General features: G+C 61.2%; 20 protein-coding genes, 1 pseudogene and 1 riboswitch. Of the genes and pseudogenes, 14 read left to right on the forward strand and 7 right to left on the reverse strand.

Annotated elements, in window-relative coordinates:
* Positions 1-268: 268 nt before the first annotated feature.
* From VGD45_RS25335 to VGD45_RS25350, 4 genes are all read right to left on the reverse strand, one after another.
* Entirely contained in the window at positions 269-2,710 is a 2,442-nt protein-coding gene (locus VGD45_RS25335; protein ID WP_331158167.1) for a penicillin acylase family protein, read from the reverse strand.
* A gap of 44 nt (positions 2,711-2,754) precedes the next feature.
* On the reverse strand, positions 2,755-5,604 hold the full coding sequence (locus tag VGD45_RS25340; protein ID WP_331158168.1) for a TonB-dependent receptor plug domain-containing protein: 2,850 nt from the start codon (positions 5,602-5,604) through the stop codon (positions 2,755-2,757).
* 186 nt (positions 5,605-5,790) lie between these two features.
* A complete protein-coding gene (locus VGD45_RS25345; protein ID WP_331158169.1) occupies positions 5,791-6,249 on the reverse strand; it encodes a hypothetical protein in 459 nt (152 codons plus the stop codon).
* A gap of 94 nt (positions 6,250-6,343) precedes the next feature.
* Positions 6,344-7,084 carry a DUF4197 domain-containing protein gene (locus VGD45_RS25350; RefSeq protein WP_331158170.1) on the reverse strand — a complete coding sequence of 247 codons (741 nt, stop codon included), beginning with the start codon at positions 7,082-7,084 and terminating at the stop codon, positions 6,344-6,346.
* A 168-nt stretch (positions 7,085-7,252) separates the two neighbouring features.
* Here VGD45_RS25350 and VGD45_RS34210 point away from each other — a divergent pair.
* The 4 genes and pseudogenes from VGD45_RS34210 to VGD45_RS25375 form a co-directional block, all read left to right on the forward strand.
* Positions 7,253-7,493 (forward strand): annotated as a pseudogene (locus VGD45_RS34210) (SDR family oxidoreductase); the annotation flags it as partial.
* Positions 7,494-7,541: 48 nt separating this feature from the next.
* Positions 7,542-8,087 (forward strand): hypothetical protein, encoded by a 546-nt coding sequence (locus VGD45_RS25365; RefSeq protein ID WP_331158172.1) that lies wholly within the window; start codon positions 7,542-7,544, stop codon positions 8,085-8,087.
* Between the two features lie 65 nt (positions 8,088-8,152).
* A complete protein-coding gene (locus VGD45_RS25370; protein WP_331158173.1) occupies positions 8,153-9,232 on the forward strand; it encodes a hypothetical protein in 1,080 nt (359 codons plus the stop codon).
* A 111-nt stretch (positions 9,233-9,343) separates the two neighbouring features.
* Positions 9,344-9,847, forward strand: coding sequence for a YbaK/EbsC family protein (locus tag VGD45_RS25375; protein ID WP_331158174.1), 504 nt, complete (start codon positions 9,344-9,346; stop codon positions 9,845-9,847).
* A gap of 15 nt (positions 9,848-9,862) precedes the next feature.
* Here the strand turns inward: VGD45_RS25375 and VGD45_RS25380 are convergent, their stop codons facing one another.
* Positions 9,863-10,348 carry an adenosine-specific kinase gene (locus tag VGD45_RS25380; protein WP_331158175.1) on the reverse strand — a complete coding sequence of 162 codons (486 nt, stop codon included), beginning with the start codon at positions 10,346-10,348 and terminating at the stop codon, positions 9,863-9,865.
* 107 nt (positions 10,349-10,455) lie between these two features.
* Here VGD45_RS25380 and VGD45_RS25385 point away from each other — a divergent pair, with 107 nt between their 5' ends.
* Positions 10,456-10,749 carry a GYD domain-containing protein gene (locus VGD45_RS25385; protein ID WP_331158176.1) on the forward strand — a complete coding sequence of 98 codons (294 nt, stop codon included), beginning with the start codon at positions 10,456-10,458 and terminating at the stop codon, positions 10,747-10,749.
* A 42-nt stretch (positions 10,750-10,791) separates the two neighbouring features.
* On the opposite strand, the gene VGD45_RS25390 is transcribed toward VGD45_RS25385, so the two are convergent.
* Positions 10,792-12,819: an ankyrin repeat domain-containing protein gene (locus VGD45_RS25390; protein ID WP_331158177.1), complete on the reverse strand. Its 2,028-nt coding sequence runs from the start codon at positions 12,817-12,819 to the stop codon at positions 10,792-10,794.
* Between the two features lie 93 nt (positions 12,820-12,912).
* On the opposite strand from VGD45_RS25390, the gene VGD45_RS25395 reads away from it, so the two are divergent.
* Entirely contained in the window at positions 12,913-13,809 is an 897-nt protein-coding gene (locus VGD45_RS25395; RefSeq protein WP_331158178.1) for an oxygenase MpaB family protein, read from the forward strand.
* Positions 13,810-13,884: 75 nt separating this feature from the next.
* Here the strand turns inward: VGD45_RS25395 and VGD45_RS25400 are convergent, their stop codons facing one another.
* A complete protein-coding gene (locus VGD45_RS25400) occupies positions 13,885-14,082 on the reverse strand; it encodes a hypothetical protein (RefSeq protein ID WP_331158179.1) in 198 nt (65 codons plus the stop codon).
* A gap of 426 nt (positions 14,083-14,508) precedes the next feature.
* Between VGD45_RS25400 and arsN2 the strand changes: the two genes are divergently transcribed.
* The 8 genes from arsN2 (at position 14,509) to VGD45_RS25440 (ending at position 24,486) form a co-directional block, all read left to right on the forward strand.
* On the forward strand, positions 14,509-14,940 hold the full coding sequence (arsN2, locus tag VGD45_RS25405) for an arsenic resistance N-acetyltransferase ArsN2 (protein ID WP_331158180.1): 432 nt from the start codon (positions 14,509-14,511) through the stop codon (positions 14,938-14,940).
* 15 nt (positions 14,941-14,955) lie between these two features.
* The gene (locus VGD45_RS25410; protein WP_331158181.1) at positions 14,956-15,378 is read left to right on the forward strand and encodes an ArsI/CadI family heavy metal resistance metalloenzyme; all 423 of its coding nucleotides are present in this window, start codon (positions 14,956-14,958) and stop codon (positions 15,376-15,378) included.
* A gap of 78 nt (positions 15,379-15,456) precedes the next feature.
* Positions 15,457-16,263, forward strand: coding sequence for a MerR family transcriptional regulator (locus VGD45_RS25415; RefSeq protein WP_331158182.1), 807 nt, complete (start codon positions 15,457-15,459; stop codon positions 16,261-16,263).
* Between the two features lie 8 nt (positions 16,264-16,271).
* Positions 16,272-17,081 (forward strand): chromate resistance protein ChrB domain-containing protein, encoded by an 810-nt coding sequence (locus VGD45_RS25420; RefSeq protein WP_331158183.1) that lies wholly within the window; start codon positions 16,272-16,274, stop codon positions 17,079-17,081.
* 128 nt (positions 17,082-17,209) lie between these two features.
* On the forward strand, positions 17,210-17,854 hold the full coding sequence (locus tag VGD45_RS25425) for a Fe-Mn family superoxide dismutase (RefSeq protein ID WP_331158184.1): 645 nt from the start codon (positions 17,210-17,212) through the stop codon (positions 17,852-17,854).
* Between the two features lie 44 nt (positions 17,855-17,898).
* Positions 17,899-19,230, forward strand: coding sequence for an aminotransferase class V-fold PLP-dependent enzyme (locus VGD45_RS25430; RefSeq protein ID WP_331158185.1), 1,332 nt, complete (start codon positions 17,899-17,901; stop codon positions 19,228-19,230).
* A 310-nt stretch (positions 19,231-19,540) separates the two neighbouring features.
* Positions 19,541-21,604, forward strand: a complete 2,064-nt coding sequence (locus tag VGD45_RS25435; RefSeq protein ID WP_331158186.1) for a TonB-dependent receptor — start codon at positions 19,541-19,543, stop codon at positions 21,602-21,604.
* A gap of 42 nt (positions 21,605-21,646) precedes the next feature.
* A riboswitch (cobalamin riboswitch) is annotated at positions 21,647-21,881 on the forward strand.
* Positions 21,882-22,095: 214 nt separating this feature from the next.
* Complete coding sequence (locus tag VGD45_RS25440) at positions 22,096-24,486, forward strand: ribonucleoside-diphosphate reductase subunit alpha (RefSeq protein WP_331158187.1); 2,391 nt, start codon at positions 22,096-22,098, stop codon at positions 24,484-24,486.

The following is a 24,486-nucleotide window of genomic DNA, read 5'->3' on the forward strand; positions in this document are numbered from 1 at the left end:
ATGGCGAGCCTTGCGCGCCGGAGGGTTCGGCGTCACGGGTGTCAGCTCAGCGTTCCCACGTCACCAGCCGCCGAACCGCAAACCGGCGCGCGGCGGCGTCCGCCAAATGTCCGCCCGTCCCGACCGCGCAGAGACAGGACCGTGGTAATTTGAAACCCCACGGAGTCGGAATCGTGGCACCTTTGAAATGGCCACGGATATCGGCTACGGCACTTTGTTGTTTTATCTTTCAACTTCAAAAAAAATCTCTGCGGCGGCGTTATGAAGCTTAGAACTTCAGCTCCTTTTGGGACACCGTAGCTGCGTCGATTTCGGCGGCGGTGACGGCGCGAGGTTTGCAATCGAAGCTGGTGTAGAGCTGCCACTGATCGCGGTAGTGCGGGCTGGGCGTGCCGTCGGGGGCGATGAAGCCGCTTTGGCCTGGGGGCGCGGCGTCGCACATGGAGACTTTGCCGTTCTTGAATACGTAGATGGCGTTCATCGAGCCGCGCTTCTGGTTGGGCTTGGACACGATCTTTTCATCAGGGCTGCTCCACGGAGCGGCATCACCCGGACTCAGCGTGCTCCAGGTCTTCGGCTTCGTTTCGAGCAACCATTGAGCGGGATCGGCGCCGTAGCGGGCACTCAGCTTCTCTTCGGCTTCGGCGAGCGTGGCCCGAATGAACGCACCCGGCTCCATGCCGTGCAAGAAATCGAAGGGCGGAATAGGACTGCCGGTACGGCCGCGATCGAGCGCGAAATACAGCACCTGCGCGCCGAGCGGCTGACCCCAAGGGCAATTCAGTGCTGAGCGCTCGGATTCGCAGCCACCAAGATATTTCTTGGGGATGTCCTGCGAATAGAAGCGTGTGAGCGCGGTGGCCATCCACTCGTAATAGGCAGCGACGCCGGGCGAGGTATAGCGGCCGGAGCGGGCGGCATCGTCTTCCTGCCCATCCCATCCCGCAATGGCTTCGCCGATAGCGCGCACGCGGCTCTTACCAGGTTCGCTCGCAATCGCGGCTCGGATCAGCGGAACGAAGTAGGGCTGCTGCTCGCTCGCATATGAAGCCTTGCGATTCACGTCCCACACTTCGGCCACGGTCAGTTTGGATTTCGCGTCGAGTTGCTGCGTGATCGCGTCGTTGTGATTGAGCCGCGACCACAGCAGCGTGTCGGTATTGAGCACGTCGATGGACGGGCGATTGTTCCAGTTGGAAATGTAGCCCCGCTTCGGGTTCATCACACGGGCATTGTCAGCGGCCGGCTGGAAGCCCTGCCATTCACGCTCACCGATGCCCGGCGTGGGCAACTGGATTTCGAAGTCCTTGGGCCGGATCGGGTAGCGGCCCGCCTGGATGTAAGCGATGTTGCCGAAGCGATCGGCGTAATACTGATTCTGATTGTTCGACTTGCGAGCGATCGCCGCCGACCATTCGCTGAAGGACTTGGCTTTCATCTCATCGTAGTAGGCGAACATCGATTCCATCTCGCGGCCCGCCCAAGCGCGGCGCTTGGCATAGGCGGTGCGGTTTTTCTCATCGAACGCGATCACCGGCCCATGAACGGTCGAATAGAGATCGAGCGTCACCGGCTTGCCATCCCGCACCTTGATCGTGACGGTGCGCTTCTTCATCGCGACCCACTTCCCGTTGAAACGGTACTCGTGCGGATTCGCCGGGTTCAGCTGCTCCTGATACACGTCGATGATGCTGCCGGCGAGCGCAGTGCGCCCCCAGGCAATCGTGCCGTTGGTGCCGAAGTGGAAATAGGGCAGACCCGGATAAGTGAGGCCAGTGACATCGAGCCCGGCGCCGTGCAGCGATGCGCCCCAGATCATGGTGGGCACGTGATCGCCGACCTGAGGTCCGCTGATCATCACCGCATCCGCGTCGACCAGCTTGCTTCGATTAACGAGCCATGTATTGCTCGAGTGCGGCGTATGGTCCGGTCCGCTGCCACCCCACAACGTGATCGACTGGCGCGCCTCGGCCAACGCTGCTTCAGGCGATAGCGGCAGGAGAGACGACATCTCCACCGGCTTGAAGGCTCGCCCGGGTTTGCCGGCGCGACCAGACTCCTGATCTTCGATCTGCACCGTCAGCGGCGAAGAACGATCGTCACGCCAGCGCAGTGACGAAAAGATCTTTCGTGCTTCGACTTCGCCATGGGCTTCCGTCAGCTCTGCCAGCAGCGCGGTGTTCGAGATCTGCGAGGTGTAGTCGGAGAAGCGGAACAGCAACTGCCCGACCCACGACATCGCAATATCCAGATCCGTCCAGCGTTCCGGTTGAAAGCCGAAGTCCTTGAACTGTTTCGGCAGCAGATGCTCGGGATCGGCCAGCACGTCGCGAATGCGAGCATTGATGCCGGCGACCATGCCGTCGACGGCGACGCGATGCTCGCCTTTCAGGGCCGCGAGCTGCGGTCGCAATGTTTCAGGATCGTAGTTGGTGAGAACGTCTCTGTCCTTCTCCAAATAGCCAGCGCCGAACACCTCGGCCGCCCGCCCCTGAGAGGAACGCCGGGTCGATTCGATCTGGAACAACCGGTCCTCCGCCAACGCGTAGCCATAGCCGTAAAAGAGGCTATAGGTATCCTCGGCATGGATGCTGGGCACGCCATAACTATCGCGCTTGATGACGACGGAGCCGTGGCGGGGCGCGACGGCGTCGGACGCGTGTGCGCCGACGCCCATGGTCGCGAGCGCCCATCCTGCTCCGAGCAACATGAATCGGATTTTTGCCAAGCTCGCGGCCATCATCGAACCCCTGTTCAAAACGAGAAGCGGACGCCGAGCCGGTAGGTGCGGCCCAACAGATCGTAGAGCGCCGAGTTGGTCGAGCGCACCAGGTACGGATTGATGCCGGCGGTGGGCACCTTGGGCGGGTCGAGGTTGAACAGATTGTCGATCTTGAAATAGACCTGACTCCGGAAATCGCTGGCGGCCGTTCCCACCTCGTAGCTGCCGCCGAGATCCCAGTACAGCGCGCCCTTGATGTGATTGTTGTTCACCGTCGGGTTGTTGATCGTGGGCGCCGGGCAGTTCGACGTACATTCGATCCAGTTGTTCGCGATCACGCCGGGGCTGACGTAGCGCTGGGTCAACGTGACGCTGTAGCGGTCGGTGCTGTACGTCTGTGTGCCGTAGATGCGCCAGCGTGCAATGTTGCCGCTGTTCTGGCCGGCGGCTTCAGTGATGATCGCGTTCGGAATGCCAGAATCGGTGTCGAACTTGATCACGTGAGTCGCCAGCGCGCGAATCGTCAGATCGCCGGGGGCGCCGGTGAAGATATTCGAGAGCGCCGTACGATAGGAGGCTTCGATGTCCACGCCATCGGTCAAGGTCGACGCCAGATTCACCGGCTTGAGTTGAATCTCGGTGACCAGAGAGGTCGCGTCGCGGACGATGAAATCGCACAGCTCCTGGTTGCCTTGGAAGCACAGATCCATCTCCTGCTGCGCGGTGATGGTGCCGATCGCGTCCTCGACACTGATGCGATAGTAGTCGACGGAAGTGCTGAAGCCGGGCAGCCACTCCGGCTGGTAGATGACGCCGATTTGTTTGGTCGTGCCGAGCTCGGGTTCGAGGTCGGTATTGGCCAGCGTCGCCTGATTCACGGTGAACGATTGACCTTCGTAGGGAGCGAAGCGATCGATCACCGTGCCCGTCAGGTTCTGCGGAGCGCGGAACAGCTCGCTCAGATTGGGCGCGCGAATGTCACGCGATTGCAGGGCGCGCAGCCGCAGCCCGGTCAATGGCGTCTCCCACGTAGCGCCGATTTTCCACGTCGTCACATAGCCTGCTTCGCTGTACTCGGTGGCGCGCGCGGCGAGGTTGAGCTCGGCTTTACCTGCGGCATCGGTGTCAACGATCGGCAGGACGGTTTCAGCGAAACCTTCCACTACATCGTACTCACCCTCGGAGGGCCGGAAGTTTCCGGTGAACCAGTTGTTTCCATTGGCGGACAACAAGGGATTGCCGGCGTTGCCCGTCGAGGCGGCGTCCGCGCGCTGACTGAAGGATTCGCGCCGATACTCCGCGCCGAGCGCGAGAGAAACTGGACCAGCCCAGTTGTCGAACACGTCGCCCGACACGCTGACGGCAGCGACTTCTTGCTTCAGTCGAGTGTGCAGGAAGGGCGCGCCGCTCACCCAATCGATGGCCGCCTGCGAAGCAACGCCTGTGCCGATGATATTGAGCGGCACGCAGCCGTTGGCTCGCGCCAGTTCGGAGCGGCACACGATGGAGCCGTCGGGTGCGCGAACTGCATCGATGGCCGCAAAGATGAGGGGGTTCAGCGTGCCGTTCTCGATGGTGCTGTCCGTGACGGTAGTTCCGTTCGAATAGTACGCGTTGAGATTCCAGTCCCTGTCGAAGACGTTGAGCTCTGCATCGAGGCCGACCGCGAAACGATCCATCGTGCGCTCGTTGACGGCCACGCTATCCGGAAGATCGGCGATGAAACTGCCAAACTGCATCGAACCCGTGGGATAGTTGTTCGCACATGCGGCGGCGATCTCGGCGGGCAGAAACGCGTTCGTGCACTGGATGGTCAGGTTGCCGGTGCGATATTGGCCCGGGAACGAATGAGCGGTCGTTTCCACGCCGCCATGATTGAACGTCGCGTACACGTTCATGTTTGGAGTCAGGTCGTACGCGAGGCGCACATAGAGCGTTTCGCGCTCCAGTGTCGAGTCCAGGTTGGAGTTGTTGCCCACGTCGCCGCTCTGATCGCCGCCGGACATGTTCGGACTGGCGATCAGCGAGCCATATTGGAAAGTGTAGGGCGCGCCACCCGGTCCGAACGCGGTGCCCATCAACGGGCCGGCGGTGATCAAGCCACCGGGCGCAAGCCGCATGTCGACGACATTGGGAGCAACGATGTATTGCGGCTGTCCCGGCGGTGTTCCCGCAATCGTGCGCTGGAGAATGCGCGTGCCGTCGTACCAATCGCGGTCGCCGATGCCGCGGGGAATGCCGTCGTTGTTCTGATATTCGCCGCTGATGATGAAGTGCGCGCGGTCATCGGCGAACTTCGTGCCTGCGGTCAGCGAAACAATGTACTGCTCGTCGTCGCCATAGGTCGTGACGCCACCGTTGACGGTGCCTTTCACGCCAGTGAAATCGTGATCGAGCACGTAGTTGACCACGCCAGCCACTGCGTCCGAGCCCCACGACGCCGACGCGCCGCCAGTGACGATCTCGACGCGCTTCACCAGGGCCTGCGGAAATGCGCCGGCGTCGGTCACGCCGATGTTCAACGCGCCGACGACACGCTGATTGTCGAGCAGCGTCAACGTTCGATTGGTGCCGAGACCTCTCAGGTTCAGCGTGCTGAGTCCGCCCGTTCCCGTGCTCTGCGTGGTGCCGAAGGTCGAAGTTGAATTGCTGCCGGCGAGCGATGGTAGTTGGTTGGCCGCCGTGAACGCGTTGATCTGACCTGCGCGCTCCAGATCCTCTTCGCCAAACACGGTGAGAGGCGTCGGCGCGGAATAACCATCGCGGGTAATACGTGTTGCGGTTACGGTGATCACGGTGAGATCGGGCTCGGCCACGGTCTGCGCCAAGGTCGGCTGCACGAAGCCAAGCGATAACCCCAAACACGCGAATCTGATCTTCATCGATCCCCCTGTCGCCCGGTGCTGGTTCTTTTCTTCAACCCGGTGGAGTCGATCCACTCAGGCGGGGACTAGGGTGCGAGGCTTACCGGACAGAGGCAATGACAATTCCCTGATAAATGTATAACCGTCGCTCGCGGGGAATGCGCGGGCGACAGTGCTTCGGCCGTCTGAAGGGGCCGTTGTTTGCTACAACTTCGCGACGCGGGCAGAGCCGTCGGAACGGGTGTAGACGCGGACCTTTTCTCCTTCGGCGAAATCCTGGTCCGCGGGTTGCACGATGGCGAGCGTCTCGCCGCTACCGCTCATCTCGACGAGTAATTCCCAAGCCTTTTTCTGCGTCAGCGATTTCTCGGCTTGGCGTCCGGCGACGGCGCCCGCAACGGCGCCCACCGCGCCGGCTACACTCGATCCGGAACCCGAGCCTACTGTTCGAAACACGGAGTGGCCGATGTAGCCGCCGCCATAAGTGCCGATGACGGATGACTGGCCTTCGATGGTGGCCTCGACCACTTGCACCACAGTGGCATCACGCACCGTCCAGGAACGTTGCGCATCGTGTCTCGAATACATTGTGCCGCGTTGGCTGGTGCAAGCGGCGGAGAGCAAACCGACGATCACGACAGACACTGGCCAGAGCGCGCGCATGGGACTCTCCGTCAATGGAAAGATTCGGTGCAGTCGGGGACGCGCTCTATATTGCTCCCCGTTTCCTGAATGCACCTTAACTAACGCGGCCCGGTTAACGACCGAATACGGCGGCGATCGCGCTGCTGCCGCGACCGAGCGGATCTTTGCGAATCGCTTTTTCTTCCTCGCCGACCTGGGTGAACAGCGCGTTCAGACTTTGGGTGAGCACGTGCTGTTCCAGATCCAGATCGGGCTTGTTGGTCAACGGCAGTTGTTTGTAAGCGCTCAGCAGTTGCTGGTACTGCTTGTAGAAGCCGATCTGCTGCAGATTGTTCTGAATGATCGGCAGGTATTTCTGGCGGAGCTGCGCTTCGGTGTGCTGGCGGAAGTAGTCGGTCGCGGCAGTGTTGCTTCCGCGCACGATGCCCATCGCGTCGGTAATCGTCATGGCGCGCACCGCGTTGATGAAAACGCCTTTCGCTTCGACCGCGGCACGCTCGGCGCCCTGATTCATGAGCTTCTCGATCTGGTCGACTTGCCCACCCAGGCCGAACTGTCGCAGCCGCGACGCGATCGGTTGGACCGGCTCCGGCAATCGGATGCGGTACAGCGAGCTGTTCTGATAGCCGCCGGTCTTCGACAGCAGGTCCGCGGCTCGAGTACTGCCCAGCTCGAGCGACTCCTTGACCGCGCGTGTCAAAGCGGATTGGTTCGAACCGCCTGCAACTCCAGCTCCCGACTGCTGCAGAATCTGCGTCATTTCCGCGCACGCGCCCAAGCCCAAAGTGACGGCAAGGGCAAAGCCCGCCACCATCATGCCGCGAGCACGCCGGCCCGATTGCACTCCACCCATCTGCAGCCTTCTCCCGAACAGTCTTGCTGGAGGGCGGAGTGTATCGCGTGCGAAAAAAGTGCGTCGGGGAACGTGCCCCGGCGCGAAAGTCAACCAGCTCAGCAGTTCGTATTGCCGGACTGAGTGCAACTCGGCCACGGGCTGATGCAGACCGTGCCGGCGTCGTGCAGCCGGCTGTTGGTCAGCCGCGCCGTGCTGCCGGGCATGATCCGGAACGGCGGCGGCTCCATCATCAATATGTCATCCGTCGCCAGTAGCATCAAAGGCGTGCCGCGCCGCCTTCATCGCGCGCCAGCCCATCGGGCGCCTCGGTACGCCGGAAGAGATAGCCGATCTGGCGGTGTATCTCGCAGCGGCGACTTACACCACAGGACAGATTCACGTGATCGACGGCGGGTGGTGCATCTAAAGCATCTAGTAGACTCAGGCGCTAAATGTCCAGGGATCGGAGCCACGAGTGTTCTATACAGCAGAAAAACTGAAATGCGAGGGCTGCGATGCGGAGTACTCGCTGCCACTGGGGCCCGTCCACCTCTACACGGAGGGAGATACGGATCTCAGCCACGAAAACCTGGAGAGCTCGGCGGCATTCCTCCCGGTGCTCAGGCAACGGGCCTGGTGCCTCGGTTGTAACAAACCTGTTCTGGCCGAGAGGCTGCCGGCCATGCAAGAGTTCATGACCGCGGCGGCCATCCTCCGACTGCCCGAGAACGAGCGGCCGCCCATCGACGATGAGTTACTGAAGCTCACGATCGAAGCGATCGGACGACTTTTCGAGCACTTGTCGCGCCGTGGCTCGCGTCCCCGATGTCTCACCTGTGGTGCAACGGAGTTGCAACCTTTCGACGTCCAGGATGGCGTTCTGGCGCCCAAGCTGATCCACGAAGCTTGCAACAGCGAGTTCAAGTGGTACGGGTTCATCGGCGGCGGCGTGTATCGCGTCAATGTGCGCGCGTACTCGTTCGATGGGCAGCTTGTCGCGAAGTCTTCGAGCGTGGCGTAACGTTCTCGCCAGGTTCATCGACTTCGACTATCCTGCACGCCGCTTCGCGGTCACGGAGGGCGTCCATGGGTTTCGACATCAGCAATCACGCGGTCGACACGCGGTTGATCACCGAACGATTGATTCCGGCGCTGCTGCGCCAGGCATCCATAGGCGATCTACTGGATCGCGCGGCCAGTCTGTCGGTGGTTGCCAGCCAGGCGAATCGGTGGGGGTTCCGGCTCAGCCAGCTCGGCAATGATCTGTTGATGAAGCAGGACGATGCGGGCATCGAACAGGTCTTGGGCGTGCCTGGATTCGATACGGATCTGAGCGTATGGGGCCGGCCGTTCTTCATCGTCGCGGACACGGTCGATGAGTCGCTCGCCGCCTTTGCGCGCTATATGGAATGCACGCATAACAACCTCGATGCGGTCGATCGTATCGCCGTTTCGATGCTCGCGAAACTGGATGCCAAGCGGTCGCTCTTACCGCGCGATAAACATGCCGCCGCCGCGGCGATTGTCGACGCCGTCTATCCTCTCGCGAACAACCTTCCCGATGCGGACGATCAACCCAACCCGACCGTGGACGAGACCCGCGGCCGTCTGCAGTCCATGCTCGAGGTGAATCAAGAAGCGTGGGCCCAGCGAAGCACCGATCGCATGATCGAGAGCGAGATGCTGGAGGAACCCATGGAGGCTGCGGATCTCGCCAAGGGAGCGCCGTATATGCTGCTGAATTTCGCGTCGCAAGTGCTGCCGGGATGGATGGGCCGCGGCTATGTCTGGCCCACTCAGCTATTCGAGAAGATCGGCGTGCCGGTGTCGCATATTTTCGAAACACCCACCGCGTTGTTCGAGCCTCTGGTGCGCGCCTTCCCAGCCATCGAGGAAAGTTTCAATACCACCATCGTTTCCAACTACAGCTTGGGTGGCTATGTCAGGCCCGAAAACGTGCCCACTTTGCGAGCGCTGCTCCAGAAGCACCAGCGCGAGTTGATTCTTGCGTGGATCGAGCCGGAGCAGGTGGCGGAGAGGAACATCGAAGAGATCTCGGGGGACTACAAGAAGATTCTGGAGCCCGTCGTGCTCGCCGAGCGTAATGGCTACGGCTTCATCGAGGCCACGGAAATCTATTCCGGGTTCATGGGAATCATCAACTGACTGCAACTCACGTGCGCTGGCCACTTTGTCGGAAACGGGCCAGGCCGGAACTTCAAATGGCGTCGGGCATTCACCTGGAGATAACCGGCCCGATGTTGCAGGAGAAGCGCCATGGCTCGTGCAATGACCGTAGAAGACTTCCTGGATCGTCATCACCTGGCCTATGAAAAGGTGGAGCACGACCGCACCGACAGCAGCCTGGCTTCAGCGCGGGCGGCGCACATCCCGCCGGAGCGAATTGCGAAAGGCGTGCTGCTGAATGCGGATGGCAAGTATGTGCTCGCGGTGACGCGGGGCGATTGTCATCTCAATCTCGGCGAGTTGCGGCGGCAGCTGCAGGCTCAAGTCGGACTGGCGACCAGCGAAGAAATCGAAAAGGTGTTCGACGACTGCGTGCTCGGCGCGGTGCCGCCGCTGGGACCCGCGTACGGCATCGAGAGCATTTGGGACGACGAGCTCATGAAGGAGCCGGAGCTGTACTTCGAGCTGGGCGACCACACCCATCTGGTGCACCTGAGCACTCGCGACTACCTGGCGCTGCTGGGCAACGAACGGCACGGCTCATTCAGCGAGCCGACCAGCGCGGCTCACCCGAGTCTTTGGGCGGCGACGTAAGGTCTTCGCGTCTACTCAAAACTTGTACCCGATCTTCCGCAACAGACCGCGGCGCCACTGAATGCCCTCGTCGTTCTCGATTCCCTTCGGCTGAAAGCCGTCGACCACGCCGAGAATGCCGCGCCCTTGCTCGGTCTCGGCGAGCACGACCTCAGTCGGGTTGGCGGTTGCGCAGAAAATGCGACACACCTCGGGCACCATCTTGATCGAATTCAGTACGTTGATCGGGAAGTAGCCATCGCCCAGGAAAACGATGAAGCTGTGACCCGCGCCGAGCGCCATCGCGTTGCGACGCGCCAGTTCTTCCAGGCCGGCGTCGGTGCCTGACCAGCGCACCAGGCACGGGCCCGATGCCTCGCAGAAACCCAGCCCGAATTTGATTCCCGGCACGGCCGCCACCAGCACCTCATGAATGTCTTCGACGCTCTTGATGAAATGCGTCTGGCCCAGAATGAAATTGATCGACTCCGGCTTGTCGATTTTTACGGTGACGAGGTTCATGTCGATACCCTCCAATCCACGGTCGAACATTCCGAAGCAGGGGAGGTGATGCAGGTCCACGGTTCGCTGTCACAGATCCGGCACATTCCTTTTATAAGGAGAAGGCCATGGCGACTTACATCTCTCTGCTGCGATACACCCAACAGGGCATCGAGAAAATCAAGGATAGCCCTGCCCGACTAGATACCGCGCGCAAGGCGTTCGAGCAACTCGGCGCCAGGATCAAGGACTTTTATCTGGTGTGCGGTCAGTACGATGCGATCGTCATTCTGGAAGCCAATGACGAGGCCGCGGTGGCCAAGGTTTCTTTGGCGTTAGGGTCTCGTGGCAACGTGCGAACCGAGACGTTCCGTGCTTTTACGGAAGAGGAGTTCCGCAGGATTGTCGGTGCACTCCCGTAGATATAAAACCTCTGGCGGGACTTTGGCCCCGCCAGAGGCATATCACTCATGCCGTGCGTTGTTCGTCTCTGCGCAAACCAGCGCAATGACTTCGGAGTCCTTTTCGAAGCGCTTGGCCCAGTCGCAGCTGTCGTGGCCATTCGAGTCCTGCAAGCGCGGGTCGGCGCCGAGCTCGATCAATTGGCGAATCGTGGCGCCGTTCGCGTGTTGGATAGCGGTCATGAGCGGCGTCTGATTCTGCGCGCGCGGTATCGAGCGCTGATTCACATCAGCTCCTGCATGCACCAACGCCCGCAGCGACATCGAGGCACCTTCGTACGCTGCTACGTGTATCGTGCTCCAGCCAGTGGCGTCTGGCGGGATCGGCGGGGCGCCTGCTGCGAGTAGTTTGGCCACAGCGCGGGCTGAATCGCGGCGGAGCGCGCGGTTCAGCGGCGTCACTGTCTGTCCAAGCTCGTTGGTGGTCTCGAGAGACGGATTGGCGCCGCGTTCGAGCAACAGGTCCATCAGCTCGACATCATCGAATTCAGCCGCCAGCGCCAAGGCAGTGAGCTGCGGGTTGCTTGGGTCGCGCGCGTTTGGATTGGCGCCTGCGGCGATCAGTGCGGGAATCCAGTCGTTCGCTTCAAGCCGCAAGGCCAGGATGAGTGTCGCATCCAGCGATAGCGGAGCGGGCGAGCGAACGATGCCCAGCGTTCGTCCGAACGAGCTCAGCGCGTTGCCGATCCCAGCGAGCCTGCTCCCCACGAGTGACGGCGCATTCGCGGCAGGACAACCGCTGCGCACGGCGTCGTCCATTCGTTTCACTTTCGTGCACGGATCGACTGCTCTTTCATGCGCGGCGAGTTTCCGCTGCAACGTCAGCTTCTGCGAATCGATATAGATCTCTGCGTTACCGGCGGTTCGCAACGCGAGTTTGATGTAGACACCGTCTCGCGCGATCTTCTCCGGAAGCTCCAAACGAAAGTTCAGTGATTGTGCTTCAGCGATCTCATACCCGCGCAGCTGCAGGTTGAGCGGCGTCGATTCCGATTCGGTGAGGGTGGTGAAATGAGTATCGCCGTCACGCGCCAACAGCAGCGATGCCGATTCGATCTGGCACTGAGTCTGCTTCGCGCAGCGTAGGAATCCTCGCAACTGCAGCCTTGCGTCGCTGACCTCGAGCGTTCGCCCAGTCACGCGCGCCGTGCCTTCGAGGTGCGCCTGGACGCCCCAGCGATTGTCCCGCCAGTTGGAGATGCGAAACGCAAATGGCGGCATCTCAGCAGGGACCGCGTACGACGGGCCGATGGCGATGCCGGTGTCGAATCCTGTCGCGCTCAGAAACATTCCGAGTGGGAGCAGTCCTCCCAGAACGGTTGCACCGAAGAGTAACGCCCGGCCCCTACGTCGCTGTGCATCGCTCGGCCCAGGGTCGGCCACGTTGGTGGCGTGCGGTAGAGCATGCTCGGCAAGCTCACGTTCGGTGGCCGGGCGAGTCGCGAGTCTAAAGGCCCATGCTCCGCGCGGGCCGTGAATGTGAAGCTCACAGCCGACGCTTTTCTCTCTAGAACCGCCGACGGTATCAGGGACATCTGCCGGCAGCTGAAGCGTGAACGTGGCGCGATTTCCGACGGGCTGCGAGATGGCGAGCTCGGTGCGCCATGCCATCCTCGGATCTTCTTCCCGAAGCAGCTGACGCCTGACATACACCTTGGCTCGCCAGTCGCCCGCAGCCGGCTCCCGTGCAAACTCAACTGCAATATTCAATGGGATGCCCAGGGGCAACGGATCCTGCGTCAGGCGCAGGGTTGCCCCACCGGCTCGCAGCCGCTCGCGCCATTGCAGGACTGCACACACGACCAGCATGAGCCCGACCAGCCAGAACACGCTCGCGAAAAACACCGGCGCCCGTGCGAACGGCTCTCGCACCAACCAGAGCACCCCGATCCAGAGGCACGAGACGATGGTGAGGCCGACGGCGAGCTGGCCCGCCATGGCCGTGGTGTTCGACTGCCGTTCGTTCAAGTGGGAATCCCTGCCAGGTTGCACAGCGTAGTGGCCGTCGCCCGCCACAATCTGTGCTCGCATCCGCAATTTCCTGCTGCGCCCCCGAGCGGGTCTGAAAGGTCGTCCGAACCGACCATCCTGCATGCGCGTTCAGCGTTATATGAAGGGTGGCAAATGAACGATGAGCCTGCCGGCTCGCCTCGACGAGCGCTTCCCAGCGTGGATTTCCTGAATCCGCACGGCGCACCCGCCTTGTATGCGCCCGATTCGCTCGCCTGGCAGGTCTTCAAGAACCCGGTGTCATTGTTCATCGGCGGGATCGCCGCCGTGCTCCTGGAGCTGGCCGAGGAACGGGTGCGCACGGGCGTTTGGGAGCATTCGACCTTTCCTACGGATCCACTCATCCGGATGCAACGTACCGGACTGATGACTCACGTCAGCGTTTATGCCCCGGTCGCAGTGGCGGAAAAGCTGATTCGGGGCGTGGTGTCGATGCATTCGCGGGTTCATGGCACGACCCCGAAGGGAACACAGTATCGAGCCAACGATCCCGAGTTGCTGAACTGGGTTCAGTGCACGGCGAGCTATGGCTTCATGGAAGCTTATGCCGGCTACTGTCGGCCACTCACGGATGCACAGCGCGATCATTTCTATCGAGAGTCGATGGTGTCGGCCCGGCTGTTTCTGGCGCATGGCGCGCCTCAGTCGTTAGCGGAACAACGGCAACAGTTCGAACGGATGCGGCCGCATCTGGAGCCGCATCCGATCATTCTGCAGTTCCTGGACATCGTGCAGCGGACGTCCGCGCTCTCGCTGATTCTTCGGCCGCTGCAAACGACCATGGTTCGAGCCGGCATCCAGCTGTTGCCGGAATGGCTGATCGAGCGGCTCGGCCTGCAGGGGCAGCGATGGCGTCTGAAGCCGTGGGAACATCGGATGCTCAAGAGGCTGGGAGCGGTGTTCGAGCGGCTGCCCATTCCAGGCACTGCGCCGACCCTGGCCAGTCGGCGCATGGGATTGCCCGCCAATTATCTGTACAAACGATTCACGGCGACAGCGGGTGAGGGCTGATCGAGTGGACTACGACGTCTTACCCGCGGTCCTTCGGGGAAGTTCTCGTCGAGTGAACTGAGCAGGGTCCTGCCTCTATGCTGGCGATGACTTCCTTAGATCACGCACGAAGGCGCGATCCACCGCGCATTGCGGCGAGCGGCCCTCGTCGTATAACGGCCGCCATGCCTCCCAGTCGATATCGCCATCGCTTACGTCCGGAAGCACGTCGCCAAAGTCATATTGAATGATGGCGACCACACTGGCTCGCCACTGAACCCACGAATACAACATCGTCCGTCTCGTCCCTCTGGAGGAGATTCGACTCAATTTACCTGGGGCAAGTCATGAGGTCAGTCGCGCGCACGTTCCAATGTGGTGACATGCGCCGACGACGGCTGGCGCGGCGGATGAATCCGGGCGGGCGGAGCAACTGGCTTCGACGGCACGTTCGAATACCACGTTACCTTGGGCCGTACCGGCTGGCGGCGCGCAAGCCGCGCCATGCGATACGGGGCGAGAAGAATCACGTTGTCAGATCGTTCCACGGCCATCGAAGTCATACCGTTCTCAGGTGCGACTCAGACTAGGGCACCGGCTTCATGCGCAGAACGAATCAATCCGAATGTGGCCATAACGGCCCACGATGTGACTGCGTTGTAACGCGGCGCATCCGCCACGCATTGACATTGCTCATATACCTCGTAGCTTAGTCGTACCATGAGCGCCGCGGTTCATTCAGTGCCCACTCGCGGGGCAGTTGTCGCGTTATTGGAAAGCGCGCATCTTCCGGCGTCCGATCTGACGGACGCACACATGGAGCACTTCTTTTACATCGGTTCGGCGGAATCGCCGGATGCAATCGTGGGTGTGGAGCTTCACGGCTCCGACGCTCTGCTGCGTTCTCTCGTTGTCAGTCCCGAGCGTCGGTCGCAGGGGCTGGGCAGGAAGTTGGTCGAGCATGCTGAAGCTCATGCTTGCGAACATGGCGCTGTCACCATGTATCTGCTGACGACGACGGCTGAGCGCTTCTTCCTGTCGAACGGCTATGTCGCGACACCACGAGACAGCGCTCCGCCAGATATTCGATCGTCAAGAGAGTTCGCTTCCTTGTGTCCAGCGAGCTCGGCATTTCTATCCAAACATCTTTGATCCAAGGTGAATGCCATGAAACGCCTGCATGTGCACGTGAGTGTCGACGACCTGGTCCAATCCATCGAGTTCTACAACACCTTGTTCGCCGCCGAACCGACGGTGACCAAGAGCGATTATGCGAAATGGATGATCGAGGATCCGCGGGTCAACTTCGCGATCAGCCAGCGCGGTGGCGAACCGGGTATTCGGCGCCTGGGACTTCAAGTCGAGGACCGTGCGGAGCTGGCGGACGTGTACTCGCGCTTGCAACGCGCCGAGGCTCCCATTCTCGAGGAAGGCGCAACAACGTGTTGTTATGCCGAGAGCGAAAAAAGCTGGATCGAAGATCCGCAAGGCGTCAAATGGGAAACGTTTCTTACGACGGGTGAAAGCACCACGCACGGGGCCGCACCTCGGCGAAACAAGCCGTGCTGTGAGCCGAATAGAGCCGCCTGAAAGGGGCAAGCTGCCAGATTCCGATCATGGAAGCGCTGCGCTTGACCTTCACCCAAGGTGAACGCGTAGAGTGCGGTCATGCAACGAGAGCCGCACGACTCGAAAACCTTGAGCATCGGCGAGTTTGCGGCGGCCACGCAGCTGACGCCCAAGGCCCTGCGTCTTTACGACGAACACGGATTGCTACGGCCGGCCAGAAATACAGCCAGTGGCTATCGCGTCTACGGCCTCGAGCAGGTCGCTGTAGGGAGATTGATCCGATCCCTGCGGGATATGAACTTGTCGCTCGCGCAGATCGCACGAGTGCTGGAGGCGGAGACCTTCCAGGCGGAGATGTTGCTTCGGGAATTCCTGATAGAAGCGGAGCAGAGATACGCACGCGAGCGGCGCGCCTATCAAGCGGCGCTTGGATTGTTGCGCCATTCTCGACCGTCCCCTGCTGTATCCATCGAAGAACTCTCGATGACGGCGCAGGTGGTGCTCGTCCATGGCTTCAGCGCCGACCGAAGTACGTTCATCGAGCGCTACCTCGCGGAGTTGCACGAAGCGCGGCGGCAATTGCTTCAACTACAACAGCAGTTCGCTGACTGGTCGGCGTGCCTGCTGCTGGAACCGCTCAGTCAGGACGAGAGTCGCCTGGAACTCGTGGTCCCGCTCATCGACCCAGATCGAAATCTTCCACTCACGACGCGCACGATCCCGGTGCGCCGATACGCGGCAATTCGGCTCCCCTCGGCGGACCCATCCACTCTGACAGCCGCGGTGGATGCTCTGTTCGATTGGTTCGATCGTCAAGGTGCGTTCGCGGTCGATACGCCGATGGTGCGCATCGGCGAGAGCGAGGACGCGCGCTATCGGGTGCTGTGGGCGTTCGAATCGAGGTGAGGTGCGTCATGTCAAAGGCGTTCGACCCAACTACGCTCTATGGTCAGCTTGGATTGCAAGACGGCCCTCTCATCGTGGATTTGCGCACGGCGGCGGAGCTGGAGCACTCGGGAGAGTTCATTCCAACCGCCGTTCGCGTCGAGCCTGACGGCATCGAGCGGTGGTGCCGACGGCTCACGACGCATCGGCAAGTCGCGATGTACAGCTCGGACGACGCCGCGAGCAATGCGATGGCGACGCAGCTCGAATCGCGGGGGATTTCGTGCGGAACGCTCACCGGCGGATTCCACGAGTGGAGACGCAAGGGTCTACCGACCGTGAGAATACGTCCCGAATACCGTGTTCCCGGTTCGTCCCGATGGGTTACGCGTGAGCGGCCAAAGATCGATCGCCTGGCCTGTCCATGGCTCGTTCGCCGCTTCATCGATCCGCATGCAGTGTTCTTTTATGTCCCTGCGCAGGCGGTGCGCGCTGAGGCGGCGGGACTCGCCGCCGAGCCTTACGACATCGCCGATGTAACTTTCTCGCATCGCGGCCCACGATGCAGCTTCGATGCTTTTCTGGATGAGTTTGGCCTGCACGATCCGGTGTTGGACCAACTCGCCGACATCGTGCGGGCCGCGGACACCGCTACACTGGAACGTTCGAGAGAGGCGCCCGGTCTGCTGGCGATCTCGCTAGGCATGTCGGCGACGATTCGCGATGACATCCTGCTGCTGGAGCAAGCGATGTTTGTTTACGACTCGCTCTATGCGTGGTGCAAGACGGCGCGCGATGAAACTCATTCGTGGCCGCAGACCAAGGGCGTGCCAGCGTGACGATCGACCCACTGCTCGATGTATGATGGTGGATCGTGGAATCTTCGTATCGGAGTGAATGCATGACTGACCTCACTCGTCGGCAAGTCCTTCAAACAGCCGCTCTTTCAGTACCTATGGGAGTCACTATGCTCGCCGCCACCGATGCTGCTGCTCAGGAGGGTACAGGCGCTGCGGGTCCCGCGTTGTCTCGCGCGCTGGAGCCGAAGCCTCTGCCTTTTAACGCCAAGAGCCTCAACGGGCTTTCGGAGAAGCTGGTCGTGTCTCATTGGGAGAACAATTACGCAGGCGCCGTCAAGGCGCTGAATACCGTTCGAGAAAGACTCCGATCTCAGCTGGCGTCGCAAGATCCGCCCTATGTTTACAACGATCTGAAGCGTGAGCATCTCATCCGCACCGGCTCGGTGGTGTTGCACGAGTTGTATTTCGCCAACCTCGGCGGCGATGGCAAAGCGCCCGCGCAGCTCAGGTCCACCATCGCCAGATCGTTCGGCACGTTCGATGCTTGGGAAAGCGAGTTTCGCAAGATCGCCCAAGGGCTCGGCGGCGGCTCGGGCTGGGTCGTGCTCGGCTATAACGAGCATCTGCAGCTGCTGGAAAATTATTGGCTGGCCGACCACGCGCACAATCCGCCGCATACGCGGCCGGTGTTGGTGATGGATATGTACGAGCATGCCTATCACATGGATTTCGGCGCGGCTGCCGCGAAGTACATCGATGCGTTCTTCGCGAATGTGAATTGGGACGAGGTGGCCAAGCGCGCCGCGGTGTGAACGCGTCTTGACCTTGACCTTCGGTCAAGGCGTAACGTCCGCACATGAACACGCTCGTCACACGTCGCCGTTTCGGCCGGCTCGCCGTGATGACTGCTCTGGCAGCGCGCCTCGGCGATTCGGCCGCTCTGGGAATCGACAACTCGCGCGCTCAACCTGAGAACTGGCGGTCCCTGTTTCCTGGCCTCGATCAAGGTGTGCAAGGCCAACCTCTGATTTACCTGGACAGCGCGGCGACCACGCAACGCGCTGCCCCAGTGCTCGATGCGATCATCGATTTCTATCGGCACGACAACGCCAACCCAGGCGCGGCGTTGCATGAGTTGGCTCAGCGTGCTCGTCGGCGCTATGAGGGCGCAAGGCAAACGGTGGCGAAGTTTCTCAATGCGGCTAGCGCCGAGGAGATCGTCTGGGTTCGAGGGACCACGGAAGGAGTGAACCTCGTCGCCACTGCCTGGGCTCGCGCCTACTTGCGACGTAATGACGAGATTCTGCTGACGATCGCCGAGCACGCGTCCAATCTTCTACCCTGGCGTTTTGCGACCGAAGCAACGGGCGCTCGGGTTCGTTTCGTCGATGTGGACGAGGAGGGGCGGATATCGCTCCAGGACCTCGATCGAAAGCTGTCGGCCCGGACGCGAATCGTGGCGTTCAGCCATGTGTCGAACGTGGTCGGGTATATCAATCCGGTCGAGGAGATTAGTGCGCGTGCTCACAGAGCTGGCGCGCGAGTGTTTGTCGATGCGGCCCAATCAGCCCCGCACATTCCACTCGATGTGCAGGCGTTGGGTTGTGACGCCTTGGCCTTCTCGAGTCACAAGATGCTAGGCCCGATGGGCATCGGCATCCTTTGGGCCCGCGCTGACATGCTGGAAGAGATGTCGCCGTATCAAGCGGGTTCCAATATGGCGCACGAGGTCGATATAGAAGGAGAGGTGTTGGAGCGGGGCGCGCATAAGTTTGGCGCGGGCACTCCCAACGTCGCCGACGCGATAGGCCTGGCAGCAGCGATCGATCTCATCCATTCCCTCGGACGCGAGCCTATCGCACGTCACGAAGCCGCCTTGACGGCACACATGCTGGAAACAATGGCCGACGTGCCGGGGCTGCGCTTGTTGGGACCGAGAACGGCCGAGCGGCGCATCCCGGTCTTCTCTTTCACCCTGGCCGGGACCACGCCGCGAGAGGTATTGCGACAACTCAACTCACAAGGAATCGCGATTCGCGCGGGCGACCTATCCGCGCTGCCGTTGTTGAAAAGATTCGGTGTGACGGAAGCGGCGAGGGCGTCGTGCCATCTGTACACATCGATTGGCGAGATCGATCGGTTCGCAACTGCCCTCGCGAGTATCAGGCGCCGCTCAAAGGTGCAGTGACTCGTGATTGTGGTGCTTTCCATCAGTGCCGCCGCGCAAAACGTAAGCCGTCATACAACAGTAACCTGGCTTCTCTAGCGTTACGAAAGATTTTGACAGCCGAATAGCTTGGAATGCTGCACCGTAGGTCTCGGTGCGGCTCCCTCGTTGCTGATTTTGGAATCCCGAGTGCATCCGGAGAACAACTGCGACCGTAATGGCTATGGTCGCAGCGTTCGGGTTCCCCCGCACTGCCGTCCGGTCGTTATTTTCAGATAACGCACGGTCCTCGGCTGATTTCATGCCAGTTATTCATGTGGAGTTGACGCGAATGGTACGGTCGAGCCTTTGGCATTGCAGTCTGGTCGGGCTCGGCGTCATTTCAGCGCCACTGGGGAGCTTCGCGGGCGGCCTGCCGACCAGCGTGATCGAGGAAGTGGTGGTCACTGGCAGGCTGGATCGTTTGCAAGGCGCGCCGGTTTCGGCGAGTCAGGGCGTGGTCGGGGCCGAGCAACTGGACGTACGGCCGGTGCTGCGGGCCGGCGAATTGCTCGAAGTCGTGCCTGGGTTGATCGTCACTCAGCACAGCGGCGACGGTAAGGCGAATCAATATTTCCTGCGCGGCTTCAATCTCGATCACGGTACGGACCTGGCAACCAGCGTCGACGGCGTGCCGGTCAACATGCCGACGCACGGTCACGGCCAGGGCTACACGGATATCAACTTCGTGATTCCTGAGCTCGTGCAATCGATCGAGTATCGCAAAGGAACTTACTACGCCGAGACGGGAAATTTCTCGGCCGCCGGTGCGGTGGAGATGCGCTATCGCCATGCGCTGGCGGCGCCGATGATTGTGCTCGAAGGCGGCGAGGACAATTACATGCGCAGCCTGATCGCCGGCTCCGCTGAGGTTGGCGGCGGTCAATTGTTGATGGGCTTCGAGTACGCGCTGATCGACGGACCGTGGCAGCTCGAAGAGAACTATCGCAAACGCAATGGCCTGTTGCGCTATAGCCGCGATACTGACGGCGGGTCTTTCAGCATCACGGCGCAAGGTTACGAAGGCGAGTGGCGCTCCACGGATCAAATTCCGTTGCGTGCCGTGCAGAGCGGATCGATCGATCGCTTCGGCACCGTGGATCCCACCGACGGTGGCGATTCGCATCGTTACAGCTTGTCCGCGGACTGGACGACTGCGCTCGGCGGGGGCCAATCCAAGACGCTGTTGTATGCAATCGATTACGACCTGGATCTGATCTCGAACTTTTCTTATTTCACCGATCCCGAGAACGGCGATCAGTTCGAACAGGTCGATCAGCGCCGGGTTTACGGCGGCGAGTGGTCCTGGAATCGGGACTTCGACTGGCTGGGGCGATCGCAGAAATTTTCTTCCGGCTTGCAGGTTCGTCACGACGATATCGACAAAGTGGGCTTGTATCGCACGGTCGCTCGGGAGCGAATCGATACGACGCGCGAGGACGCCGTTCGGCAAACGAGCTATGGCGTTTACGGTAGTCTGGACACTCGTTGGAGCGACCATGTGCGGACGACGGTGGGGCTGCGCGCGGATCGCTTCGAGTTCGACGTGGATGCGAGCCTCCCGCAAAACTCAGGCGACGAGAGCGATTCCATCGCAAGCCCGAAGTTCTCGCTCGTGCTCGGCCCTTGGAGCAAGACGGAGTTCTTTTTCAACGCCGGCAAAGGCTTTCACAGCAATGACGCGCGCGGCACGACCATTCAGGTCGACCCGACCGACGGCGTCACACCGGCGGAGAGGGTAGATGCGCTCGTGGGTGCTACCGGATTGGATGTTGGAGTGCGCACGGCGCTGGTGCCCAACACGCAGTTCAGCGTGTCGTTGTGGAGCTTGAAGCTCGATTCCGAGTTGCTGTTCGTCGGCGATGCCGGGACGACCGAAGCCAGCCGGGCCAGCGAGCGCCGTGGCATCGAAGCTGCCGTGATCTGGAATCCACTGAGCTGGTTCATCGTTGACGCGGACCTCGCATGGTCACACGCACGCTTCGGTGACTACGACCCTGCAGGCGACCGAATTCCAGGCGCCGTCGAAAACGTCGCGTCGCTGGGATTGGCCATCGATCATCCTAGGGGCTGGTTCGGCGGCGCGCGCTTCCGTCACTTCGGCTCGGCGCCGCTCATCGAAGACAATCGCGTGCGTTCGAGTTCGACCACGCTCGTGAACCTGGAGGCCGGCTATCGGTTCTGGCAGCGGTACAAAATCAGCGCGGCCGTCTACAACGTGTTCGATAGCGAAGATAACGACATCACGTATTTCTATGAATCGCAGCTCGCCAACGAGACCGAGCCGGTGGAAGACATTCATTTCCACCCCGTCGAGCCGCGCACGGTTCGGGTGACACTCAGCGCCAGCTTTTAGTTCGGTCGCGTCGTCGGTGTTGACGCCCGCCGAGAACCACAATATCTTGTGTCCATCCTCGGTGCCTGCCCCAGTATTTTGGAGCAGGCTGAAAAGGGAACCCGGTGACCGCGCTAGCCATGGCGCGCATTCCGGGGCTGCCCCGCAGCGGTAATTGGGAACGAACGGCGTGAAATGCACTGGGCTTCGAAGCCTGGGAAGCGGCGCCAAGTAGGTCGGCTACGAGAAGTAACCGAAGCCCATGAGCCCGAAGACCTGCCGAGGATCGCGCGTCGACGAGGCGCGCACAGGCTGTCGGGCTCTCGTGGGAAAGGGCAGGCGGATGTTCGCGTCGCTGCGTTCGCAGGCAAGCGCGTCTCCGTTGTCCGCATTCCTCCATCGATAACCCGATCTCGCTCGCGGGAGCGAAGGCCGTCGTAACGGTTCGTGCCGAGCGCGCGGGCTGTTCGTCGTCTTTTGTCCGCGAGCCCCATCGATTCGGGGACAAGAACATGATGGCAACGCTCGCCGATTCTCATCAGGCCGATTTTCATTTGACGCCGCCGCATTCGGCTCGCACGCAGATGCGCGTCACCAAGCGCAATGGCGAGCGCGAAGCGGTCGACGTCAACAAGATCGTTCGCGCTGTTTCGCGTTGTGCGGACAGCCTCGATGCAGTCGATCCCATGCGAGTGGCGCTGAAGACAATCGCGGGTCTCTACGACGGCGCGACCACGCGCGAGTTGGATGAGTTATCGATCCGCACGGCCGCTTCGTTCACGTTCGAGGAGCCGGAGTATTCGCGACTCGCGGCGCGGTTACTGGCGGGGTTCATCGACAAGGAAGTGCAGGGGCAGGGCGTGTACTCGTTCTCGCAGTCCATCCGCCTCGGCTTCGATGTGGGGCTGATCAACGAACGTGTGATGAGCTTTGTCGAGAGCAATGCGCGTAAGTTGAACGACGCCATCGACGCGCGCCGTACGCAGGAGTTCGAGTACTTCGGCCTGAAGACGCTGTACGACCGTTATCTGCTCAAACATCCGACGCGCCGGCTCGCGCTGGAGTCGCCGCAACAGTTCTGGATGCGCATCGCCTGCGCGTTGAGCACCAACGTGCACGAAGCTATCGACCTTTATCACGTGTTCTCGTCGTTGGATTACATCCCCAGTTCGCCGACGCTGTTCAACGCGGGCACCCGGCACGAGCAGCTGTCGAGTTGTTTCCTGCTCGATTCTCCGGCTGACTCGCTCGAATCCATTTACGACAAGTACAAGGACATCGCACTGCTGTCCAAGTTCTCCGGCGGCATCGGCGTGGCGTGGCACCGGGTGCGCTCGGAAGGCTCGTTGATTCGCGCCACCAATGGTTTGTCCAATGGCATCGTGCCCTGGTTGAAGACGCTCGATTCGTCGGTCGCGGCGGTAAATCAGGGCGGCAAGCGCAAAGGGGCGGCTTGCGTTTATCTGGAACCGTGGCATGCGGACATCGAGGCGTTTCTGGAATTGCGCGACAATACCGGCGACGAGGGCCGTCGCACGCATCACATCAACCTCGCCAACTGGATCTGCGATCTGTTCATGCATCGGGTGGAAGAGGACGAGATGTGGTCGCTGTTCGATCCGAAGGACGTGCCGCAGCTGCCCGACTTGTGGGGCGAAGCATTCGAAGCGGCATATATCCAGGCCGAAGCGCAGGGCATGGCTCGCAAGTCAGTCCGTGCACGCGATCTGTATGCCCGGATGATGCGCACGCTGGCGCAGACCGGTAACGGCTGGATGACCTTCAAGGACAAGTGCAATCGCGCGGGCAACCAGACGGCGCGCGCCGGCAACGTGATTCATCTGTCGAATCTCTGTACGGAAATTCTCGAGGTCACCAGCGAAGGCGAGACCGCCGTGTGCAATCTCGGCTCGATCAACCTCGGCCGGCATGTGGTCGACGGTTCGTTCGATTTCGACAAGCTTGCGCAAACGGTGCAGACGGCCGTGCGCCAGCTGGACCGCGTGATCGATCTGAACTTCTATCCGATCGGGACGGCGCGGGCCTCGAACATGCGTTGGCGGCCGGTCGGACTGGGCGTGATGGGCTTGCAGGACGTGTTTTTCCAGATGCGGCTGGGATTCGACAGTCCGCAGGCGAAGGAGCTGTCGACGCGCATTGCCGAGACGATTTACTTCCATGCGCTCCGCACCTCGATGGAGCTGGCCCGCGAGCTTGGCGCGCACGATGCGTTCAAGGACACGCGCGCGGCCGACGGCGAGTTGCAGTTCGACAGCTGGGGTGTCACGCCATCGGATGTGGCGCAGTGGAATGCGTTGCGCGATGAAATCAAGGCGCACGGCTTGCGCAATAGCCTGCTGATCGCCATCGCGCCGACGGCCACGATCGCATCCATCGCGGGTTGCTACGAGTGTATCGAGCCACAGGTTTCCAATCTGTTCAAGCGGGAGACGCTCTCGGGTGACTTCTTGCAGGTGAACCGGTATCTCGTGGACGAGCTGAAGCAACTCGGCTTGTGGACCGATGAGATCCGCAATCGGATCAAACTCGCCGACGGTTCGGTGCAAGGCATTGCTGATATTCCCGAGGCGCTGCGTGCGATCTATCGCACGGCGTGGGAAGTGCCGATGCGCGCACTGATCGACCTGGCAGCGTCTCGTGGCGCGTACATCGATCAGAGCCAGTCGCTGAATCTGTTCATCGCCAACCCCACGATCGGACAGCTCTCCAGCATGTATATGTACGCGTGGAAGAGTGGAGTGAAGACGACGTATTACCTGCGCTCGCGCCCGGCGACCAATATCGCCAAGACGACGGTGCAGGCGACGCAGGCGCAAGTCAGCGACACAGCCGCAGTGGTGTGTTCATTGGAAAACCCTGAAATGTGCGAGGCCTGCCAGTGA

This window comes from Steroidobacter sp. (genome assembly GCF_036402275.1).
GTDB lineage: Bacteria > Pseudomonadota > Gammaproteobacteria > Steroidobacterales > Steroidobacteraceae > Steroidobacter.

Bases quoted from the DNA above. Each gene is read 5' to 3' on its own strand.
- VGD45_RS25385 (WP_331158176.1), top strand. From the start codon at position 10,456: ATGGCGACTTACATCTCTCTGCTGCGATACACCCAACAGGGCATCGAG.
- VGD45_RS25390 (WP_331158177.1), bottom strand. From the start codon at position 12,819: ATGCGAGCACAGATTGTGGCGGGCGACGGCCACTACGCTGTGCAACCT.
- VGD45_RS25440 (WP_331158187.1), top strand. From the start codon at position 22,096: ATGATGGCAACGCTCGCCGATTCTCATCAGGCCGATTTTCATTTGACG.
- VGD45_RS25410 (WP_331158181.1), top strand. From the start codon at position 14,956: ATGAAACGCCTGCATGTGCACGTGAGTGTCGACGACCTGGTCCAATCC.
- VGD45_RS25350 (WP_331158170.1), bottom strand. From the start codon at position 7,084: ATGGGTGGAGTGCAATCGGGCCGGCGTGCTCGCGGCATGATGGTGGCG.
- VGD45_RS25400 (WP_331158179.1), bottom strand. From the start codon at position 14,082: ATGTTGTATTCGTGGGTTCAGTGGCGAGCCAGTGTGGTCGCCATCATT.
- arsN2 (WP_331158180.1), top strand. From the start codon at position 14,509: ATGAGCGCCGCGGTTCATTCAGTGCCCACTCGCGGGGCAGTTGTCGCG.
- VGD45_RS25435 (WP_331158186.1), top strand. From the start codon at position 19,541: ATGGTACGGTCGAGCCTTTGGCATTGCAGTCTGGTCGGGCTCGGCGTC.
- VGD45_RS25420 (WP_331158183.1), top strand. From the start codon at position 16,272: ATGTCAAAGGCGTTCGACCCAACTACGCTCTATGGTCAGCTTGGATTG.
- VGD45_RS25340 (WP_331158168.1), bottom strand. From the start codon at position 5,604: ATGAAGATCAGATTCGCGTGTTTGGGGTTATCGCTTGGCTTCGTGCAG.
- VGD45_RS25380 (WP_331158175.1), bottom strand. From the start codon at position 10,348: ATGAACCTCGTCACCGTAAAAATCGACAAGCCGGAGTCGATCAATTTC.
- VGD45_RS25395 (WP_331158178.1), top strand. From the start codon at position 12,913: ATGAACGATGAGCCTGCCGGCTCGCCTCGACGAGCGCTTCCCAGCGTG.
- VGD45_RS25370 (WP_331158173.1), top strand. From the start codon at position 8,153: ATGGGTTTCGACATCAGCAATCACGCGGTCGACACGCGGTTGATCACC.
- VGD45_RS25345 (WP_331158169.1), bottom strand. From the start codon at position 6,249: ATGCGCGCGCTCTGGCCAGTGTCTGTCGTGATCGTCGGTTTGCTCTCC.
- VGD45_RS25415 (WP_331158182.1), top strand. From the start codon at position 15,457: ATGCAACGAGAGCCGCACGACTCGAAAACCTTGAGCATCGGCGAGTTT.
- VGD45_RS25430 (WP_331158185.1), top strand. From the start codon at position 17,899: ATGAACACGCTCGTCACACGTCGCCGTTTCGGCCGGCTCGCCGTGATG.
- VGD45_RS25335 (WP_331158167.1), bottom strand. From the start codon at position 2,710: ATGTTGCTCGGAGCAGGATGGGCGCTCGCGACCATGGGCGTCGGCGCA.
- VGD45_RS25425 (WP_331158184.1), top strand. From the start codon at position 17,210: ATGCTCGCCGCCACCGATGCTGCTGCTCAGGAGGGTACAGGCGCTGCG.
- VGD45_RS25375 (WP_331158174.1), top strand. From the start codon at position 9,344: ATGGCTCGTGCAATGACCGTAGAAGACTTCCTGGATCGTCATCACCTG.